At 41.2% G+C, this 7,457-nt stretch carries 9 protein-coding genes; 5 read left to right on the top strand and 4 right to left on the bottom strand.

Features of this window, described 5'->3' with window-relative positions:
- The first annotated feature begins 62 nt into the window (after positions 1 to 62).
- Complete coding sequence (locus OGM63_RS16705) at positions 63 to 224, top strand: hypothetical protein (protein WP_263746721.1); 162 nt, start codon at positions 63 to 65, stop codon at positions 222 to 224.
- Here OGM63_RS16705 and pdxH read toward each other — a convergent pair.
- The gene (gene pdxH / locus OGM63_RS16710; protein ID WP_263746723.1) at positions 221 to 865 is read right to left on the bottom strand and encodes a pyridoxamine 5'-phosphate oxidase; all 645 of its coding nucleotides are present in this window, start codon (positions 863 to 865) and stop codon (positions 221 to 223) included. The two genes, OGM63_RS16705 and pdxH, sit on opposite strands and share 4 nt — an antisense overlap.
- 114 nt (positions 866 to 979) lie before the next feature.
- On the opposite strand from pdxH, the gene OGM63_RS16715 reads away from it, so the two are divergent.
- From OGM63_RS16715 to OGM63_RS16725, 3 genes are all read left to right on the top strand, one after another.
- On the top strand, positions 980 to 2,056 hold the full coding sequence (locus tag OGM63_RS16715) for an AI-2E family transporter (protein WP_263746724.1): 1,077 nt from the start codon (positions 980 to 982) through the stop codon (positions 2,054 to 2,056).
- Positions 2,057 to 2,151: 95 nt separating this feature from the next.
- Positions 2,152 to 2,721, top strand: coding sequence for a Uma2 family endonuclease (locus OGM63_RS16720; protein ID WP_263746725.1), 570 nt, complete (start codon positions 2,152 to 2,154; stop codon positions 2,719 to 2,721).
- A gap of 283 nt (positions 2,722 to 3,004) precedes the next feature.
- Positions 3,005 to 3,691: a hypothetical protein gene (locus OGM63_RS16725; protein WP_263746726.1), complete on the top strand. Its 687-nt coding sequence runs from the start codon at positions 3,005 to 3,007 to the stop codon at positions 3,689 to 3,691.
- 502 nt (positions 3,692 to 4,193) lie between these two features.
- On the opposite strand, the gene OGM63_RS16730 is transcribed toward OGM63_RS16725, so the two are convergent.
- The 3 genes from OGM63_RS16730 to OGM63_RS16740 form a co-directional block, all read right to left on the bottom strand.
- Positions 4,194 to 4,544, bottom strand: a complete 351-nt coding sequence (locus OGM63_RS16730) for a DUF1257 domain-containing protein (RefSeq protein WP_029636060.1) — start codon at positions 4,542 to 4,544, stop codon at positions 4,194 to 4,196.
- A 140-nt stretch (positions 4,545 to 4,684) separates the two neighbouring features.
- Positions 4,685 to 6,196, bottom strand: coding sequence for a stress-responsive protein Ycf46 (gene ycf46 / locus OGM63_RS16735; RefSeq protein WP_263746727.1), 1,512 nt, complete (start codon positions 6,194 to 6,196; stop codon positions 4,685 to 4,687).
- 93 nt (positions 6,197 to 6,289) lie between these two features.
- On the bottom strand, positions 6,290 to 6,634 hold the full coding sequence (locus tag OGM63_RS16740; protein WP_263746728.1) for a slr0373 family blue light stress response protein: 345 nt from the start codon (positions 6,632 to 6,634) through the stop codon (positions 6,290 to 6,292).
- A gap of 313 nt (positions 6,635 to 6,947) precedes the next feature.
- On the opposite strand from OGM63_RS16740, the gene OGM63_RS16745 reads away from it, so the two are divergent.
- Positions 6,948 to 7,457, top strand: a 510-nt coding sequence (locus OGM63_RS16745) for a hypothetical protein (protein WP_263746729.1), incomplete at its 3' end; no start/stop codon positions are given.

The raw sequence follows: 7,457 nt of genomic DNA on the forward strand, positions 1-7,457 counted from the left end.
CCCCTTGTCCCCCTTGTCCCCCTGCCCAATTCCCAATTCCCAATTAATAAGGAAAGTATAAAATGAGCAATGACAAAAATAAAGAACAAAAGGGTGGTTCCGAAAGAGACATCAAGCCACCAAATACTGGCAAACCTCGCAAAACTGAGCCGGGTGGTTCTCGTGGAATAGAACCACCAAAGCTATTAGGTGCAATACCACCTTGGCTAGACGAAAACGATTAAGGTGACAAGCGCTGTATTTTCCAACTTTTATCATCCAAGCAAGTATAAAGCAAGCGATCGTGCAGACGACTGGGGCGTCCTTGCCAAAACTCAATTTCTGCGGGTATCACTCGCACCCCTCCCCAGTGCTGCGGTCGCGGCACATCTTGATTTTCATATTTTACCTGAAGTTCTTGCAAGCGTTGCTCAAGAACTTCTCTGTTTTCTATCACCTCGCTTTGATTAGATGCCCACGCACCTAAGCGACTGTTTAACGGACGACTGTGAAAATACTCATCTGACTCGTATTCAGAAACTTTCTCTACCAGCCCATAAATACGGACTTGGCGTTCTAGTTCCGCCCACCAAAAAACCAGAGAAGCCTGCGGGTTTTCGGCTAATTCTTGTCCTTTTTGACTGTTATAGTTAGTGTAAAAAACAAAACCCCGCTCATCAAAATCTTTTAGTAACACCATTCTTGCCGACGGATTGCCCTCTGATGTAGCAGTGGCAATAGTCATGGCATTCGGTTCGGGAAGTTGGGCATTTAGTGCCTGATTGAACCATTTTTTAAACTGTTTAAAAGGATTAAAATCAACTTCCGAGACGCTTAGACCCTCTAAGGTATAATCTTTGCGAAGATCAGCTATAGTTTTGTCCATGATGATTTGCTTTTTTTATCAGCTACGGTTACACACCTTTGTTAAAAATATCTATCATATTCATCAGCACCAGCTGAATTTTAACTATCCCGCTCCCCAGAGTCCCCAGCCAATATGCGCCGTTCAGCCTCTGTTAAAAGTCTGTTATTTTATGGTCTGAGCGGTCCGATTATCGCTCTGAATATTTGGTTGGTATCTCAGTTTTATCAGTTATTTCAGCATCCAATTACGATTTTGATCGTTGCCGCGATTCTTGCTTTTTTACTGAATTATCCAGTGAAATTTTTTGAACGCGCTCGAATTACGCGCACTCAGGCAGTGATTATAGTTTTGCTAGCAGCTTTAACGCTGTTTGTGATTTTGGGTGTCACCTTAGTGCCGATAGTAGTTGACCAAACGCTTCAACTTTTAAATAAGATTCCTGGTTTGTTAAGCGCTAGTCAAGAAAACTTACAACAGTTTGAGGTTTTGGCGAGAAAGCGGCGTTTACCATTAGATTTAAGCGTGGTGAGCAATCAAATCAATGCCAGTATTCAGAACGTGGTGCAACAACTAGCCTCTAGTGCTGTAGGGGTGGCTGGGACGCTGCTATCAGGATTACTTAATCTGGTGTTAATAGTCGTACTGGCATTTTACATGCTTTTGTATGGCGATCGCGTTTGGTCAGGTATGGTTAATCTCTTACCATCTAACATTCGAGTCCCCTTAATTACATCTTTGCGGCTCAATTTCCACAACTTTTTCCTCAGCCAACTTTTGCTGGGGCTGTTTATGATAGTTTGTCTCACCCCGATTTTCTTGATTCTCAAAGTGCCGTTTGCTTTGTTATTTGCCATACTTATTGGCATCTCCGAACTGATTCCTTTTATTGGTGCGTCTCTTGGTATCGGTTTGGTGACGATTTTGGTACTGCTACAAAGTTGGTGGCTAGCAATTCAAGTCGCAATAGCAGCGGTTTTGTTGCAGCAGGTTAAAGATAATTTGATAGCGCCGAAATTACTCGGTGATGTTATTGGACTTAATCCTATCTGGATTTTCGTTTCTATTTTGATGGGATTTGAAATTGCTGGGTTGTTGGGGACACTTGTTGCTGTGCCGATCGCAGGTACTATTAAAGGTACTTTCGATGCAATTAAAAACGGCAAGTCAACTGAATTTGGTTCAATTACTATTCCTTACCCACCAGAGTAATGAGCGGAAGAACCGTCAAAACTTCTATTTCTAAAACCACCCGTTCTAATTCCCAAATTATTGGGATCGAGCCAATAAAAGTGGAAAGCATTGTTATGAAAAGCGAAAAAGCTATTTTGCCATCTTGGTACTCTGATGAAGATTTGATGCAAATGAGTTCAGAGAATCCAGAACTGCGATTTGAACGTAATGCGAATGGAACTTTAGAAACTATGCCACCAACTGGGGGAATTTCTGGAAATCGAGAAATAAAAGCAGGAGCTTATCTACTAACTTGGGTTGAAAGTCAAGATTTAGGTGAAGTTTTCAGTTCAAGTACCGGTTTTAGATTACCCAATACTGCTGTAAAATCTCTTGATGCTGCTTTTGTGGCGAAAGGACGCTTACCATCAGGTTGGGATCAGCAAGAAGACCAATTTATAAATTTAGCACCTGATTTTGTCATTGAAATTCGTTCTAAAAATGACAGCTTGGAAAAACTCAAGGCAAAAATGGCAGAATATATTGCCAATGGTGTGCGTTTGGGATGGTTAATTGATATTTCTAATCAGCAAGCTTTTGTTTATAGAATTGATGGTTCAATTACTCAATATCCAGCAACGGCAACTTTAAGTGGTGAAGATGTTGTACCGGGATTTACATTGCCTTTAAAAAAGTTATTGTAAAAAAGGAAGTCAAGAGGCATGGGTTTGGGGCATTCAAACCTCATTTTTTGATGCTTTTGAACGCGATGCCTGGGTTGGTCTACGTCACCCACTCAGGGTAATTGTCAAAAGCCTGGAACGACCAAATTTTCTTTATACACATAATATCATAGCTGTCAAGTGCATAATTTCTAGGCTCAACAAAATTTAGATGATTTATTTGACAAACATTTACGCAATTAAAATAAATAAATGTCAAGTGTTCAATTATTCTTGTAGTTGATCTTTTTTGAGGTAGTTAATTATGAGTACAGTAACCATAAAACAAAAAATTAAATATTTTGCAGAGAATTATTTACCCATAAAATTATTATATGCCATTGGACTAAAGCGCCCGGTAGTTCTTAATAGTTTGGGAATGGGATTTTTTCAAGAAACATCTATATGGCGTTTCGATCCAAAGCGCTGTCCGTGCGATCTATATTTTGTTGAATACATTCAAGAATCAAAAATTCATGGTAAAAATATCTTCCATTTTGGTACAGGAGAACATCATTTTATCGGTTTGCAAAATCAAAAGCTGACTCAACCAAATGAAATTATGGGAATTACAGCTTCAGCTTTAGAACAGCAGTCATATATCAAATTGGTTGTTAAAGATAGTTCTCTCAGTAAATTTTATAAAGTTCTTTTTGGAGATATATACACATTAACGGCAAGAAATTTACCAATGTTTGATATTGTGACGCTTTTCCATTTATGTGAATTCTATATACCTCAAAATGCCCCTTTGGTAAATCAAAATGATGAATCGCTACTTCAGCTATTTTTAGATAAACTTAATCCCGGAGGACAGATTGTTTTCTACACGGGTTCCTTTGCATGGGGTACAGCTAAATCTATTGTCGAATCATTTGTAGAAGCAGGTAAAATTCAAAAATCACACGAGTATAAAACTCTGTTATTTTATTCTAAAACAGAGAATTTTTAATTTTAACTGAGGTTTTGTCGTGGATGCCCACACGACTCTCCGGGTGTTTCGCACCCGGAGTTGGCATTGCAAAGCCGATAAAACCAGTTATGGAAAGGAACTTTGCAAAATTAATTGCGTCACATAACGTTGGATTTATCTTGGTTGTGCTTCCATGAGTTTATTTTACTGGCATTGGCGATACTCTTGCAGAGTCGCTGCGCGATCGCATCAACATTAGAATACTGCGATTATTTGGGTGAAACTCATAATCATTGGTAAGTACAAGTACGATGTGTGGTCTTTCCTTGGGTTACTACGGGTACGCGCTTTGTCTTAGACAAAATCCCTAAAATATGCAATTCCTTGTCAAGCCTTTGAGGATTTCAACGATGGGTGATGCGATCAACAATGTGGATATTAAAATCGGGACTGAGAATAAACTCAGCCCCGATAAAAAAGCAGGCTAACTGGTACTAAACCTGGTTAACCCGTGCAGAAGAAGGGAACGCGCAGAGAAATATTATTGCAATACCAACTTAACGTTGGCATTTTGCAGACCGCGCTGTTTCACTTCAGCCAATGTTTTGTTAACGGCATACTTTTGGTTGATCGAGTTGATCAACTCGGTCTGATTGTGCTTCTTAGCAACGCCCCACAGGTCAGCAATTAGGTCAAAGGAACCGTCGCTGTTGCGAGACCAACCTAAATCATATTCGCCTTCCAACACAGCAACGATGTCAGAACGAACACGTTGACCGTTGTAACCACGAACATCAGCTTCTGTCTTTGTGCTGATACCTAGGTCACGTAAGGAAGCTTTGAGGATTTCAGCGTCGGTGATTTTGGTACGGAGAGTGCTAAAATGAGACATTTGGGTTTCCTCCAGAGAGAAGATTGGGAAAAACGACAACGGTTTGTTTTAGGCACAGCCGCGCATATCAGGACGCGGCTTTTTTCTTAACTGCTAGCCTTTGAGCTAGCCTTTGCCCCCGTGTTAGCAGGGGAAAGCTTTTAGAACTCCATTCGCTGATATTCAGCTACGGAGGATGCTGCGGGTCTTGCGCGCTGTCTAGCCCAGTCCCTGAGGGCTGTGACTTGTTCTTGCATCGTTCGAGACAGCGGCAGTGTTGCCTTGAGTGCAGCAATAATATCTAACTGGGTGAACTCGCGTTCTTGGGCAAAAGCTTCGTACATTGCCGCAACGATCGCTTGTTCAATTTCTGCTCCTGAAAAGCCGTCAGACATCTTGGCTAGTTGTTCCAAGTCGAATCGAGCAATGTCTTCACGGCGTTTCGTTAGGTGAATCTTGTATATATCTTGCCGTTCTTCCGGTGTCGGCAGATCGACAAAGAAAATCTCATCAAAGCGTCCTTTCCTTAAGAATTCCCCAGGCAAGCGTTCTACTCTGTTTGCAGTTGCCATCACAAACACTGGAGATTTTTTCTCTTGCATCCAGGTGAGGAAAGAACCGAAAATTCGGCTGGAAGTACCACCATCGGAATCACCAGAACCACCACTACCAGCAAAGGATTTATCTAATTCATCAATGAATAGAATCGCTGGAGAAATCGATTCTGCTGTCTTCAAGGCGTTACGTAGGTTGGCTTCACTTCGACCCACCATTGAGCCGTCGTAAACTCGCCCCATATCTAAGCGCAACAAAGGTAAACCCCACAGCCTAGAAGTGGTTTTGGCTATCAACGACTTACCACAACCGGGAACTCCTAAAATTAACATTCCTTTGGGTTGAGGCAAACCATATTCTCTTGCTCTTTCTGTAAAAGCATTAGAGCGTTGCTTGAGCCATTTCTTTAACTCTTCTAAGCCCCCTACAGCGTCAATGGTTGAATCTTCTTCTATGTATTCTAATATACCATTGCGCCGAATGAGTTGCTTTTTCTCAGATAAAACTATATCTACTTCATCTTCCGTCAAACGCCCGATAGTTACCTGTGCCTTACGGTAGACTTTTTCGGCTTCATCTTTAGTTAAACCTAAAGCTGCTCTGAGAAGCTTTTCTCGCGCTTCTGTTGTTAGCCGTCGTCCGCGATTTTGGTCTAGATGTAGAGTTAATACTTTATTTAACTCTGCCATATCTGGTAACTCAAAGTCAAGAACAACAACTTCTTTTTCCAGTTCTATAGGAACTTGCTGCATTGGAGACATCAAGATGATGGTTTTTTGCGTTCCTTTAAAGCTGGCGATCGCATCTCTTAACGATCTTGTTGTCGCAGGCGCATCAATAAACGGATGTAAATCTTTAAGAATAAATATACCTGGTTCTCTCTGCCGGATTACCCACTCAATCGCCGCTTCTGGAGAAACGGTGTTATGCTGAGTCACATTCCGGGGTTGCCCATACTCCACGATGCCGTGAGTTACTGTCCATACATAAACTCGTCGCAGAGGCTTTAACAATTGGGCGATTGTGGAAATTGATTGCTCTGCCCGCTCTTCCTCGGAGGTCACAAGGTAGATTAGAGGGTATTGAGCTTGAATGAGGATATTTAGCTCTTCTTTCATACTATCGACCTACGTGAGACCTTATAAAGACAGTAATGACATCGTTGATCGTGGCAACCGACGAGTTATGAATATTACATTCATAATTCCGGTCTAGCAAGGAACTAATTCTTCCTCACCTTTGGGATAAGCTTCATCCTCATCCATTTTATTGACGGGTAAACGCTCTTGAGTTACTCCTGCTTGATTGCCTAGGGCTACCAATTCTCCGTCGCGCAAGACTAATGAACTCTCACAACTTGGACAGGAATAAACTTTATGAGTTCGTCCATAATTTGAAGCTTCTACTTCATCAACTAACTCTGAATTTGCCAGGTAGAAAACGAGGGCACGTTCTGCAAGTTCTGACATTGGTTCACAATCTACTGCTGAACGAATCTTCAGTTTCCTGTGTAGTTCTGGCGACAAATATAAAGTAACCTTTTGCTTCGTTTGCATATAACTTTTGTTGGTCTTACCCGGGTATGTAATTCACGATATAGGTTTGGTTCTAACTTGTCAAGACGGTAAAACGTTTTGACGCCAATTTCGTTACATTTCTTGACTTTTGGCAAAAATCTGATTTGATGCAAATGTAGATCAGTGAGAAAATATTAGCTGTTTTGTTACACACAAGAGGTAGAAAGTACAGATATTGCTAGTGTTGTGTAAAATCAGAAGCTATCAAGGAAAAGTCTTTCAAAAGTGGATTTTCCAGCTGATGATCTTCCTTATTTACGTTCATCAGCGAACCTTTGCAAAAGGTGTAACAATGTCTACCGCTACTAAAACCTATAGAAAACGAAAAACTTATGCGATCGCCTTATCGTTAATCTTATGCGGCTGTAGTGCGCCCAGTTTCATCAACTCCGATGTGACATGGAGAACTTATACTAATTCCCGCTATGGCTTTGAGTTTTTATATCCCAGCAGTTGGACTTCTTTACCACCACCAGAAAATAATGATGGCATCGCCTTTGTTTCACCGCAAAATACGAGAGTAGAAATTCGCGGCTGGGGGGATAATCGGCTACCAGATGCCCTAATTACAGATAAAAACGCTAAAAAAACCATAAATCCTAACTTTAAGACGAACCAAGGAGTATTTGGGGTGCTGGAGGTAGAAGTTGGTAGCCAAGAAAGTTCAATGACACTGACATTAACAACTCTTCAAGTGAAATATTATTGGCAAGGGCGATCGCCAGCTTCTGAATTTAAGAATTACTATCACGCGTTTTATTATATCGCCCAGCAGTACCGCATTTCTGGGGAGGAGTGGAGG

This window comes from Plectonema radiosum NIES-515, from assembly GCF_025753815.1.
Lineage (GTDB): Bacteria > Cyanobacteriota > Cyanobacteriia > Cyanobacteriales > Nostocaceae > Hassallia > Hassallia radiosum_A.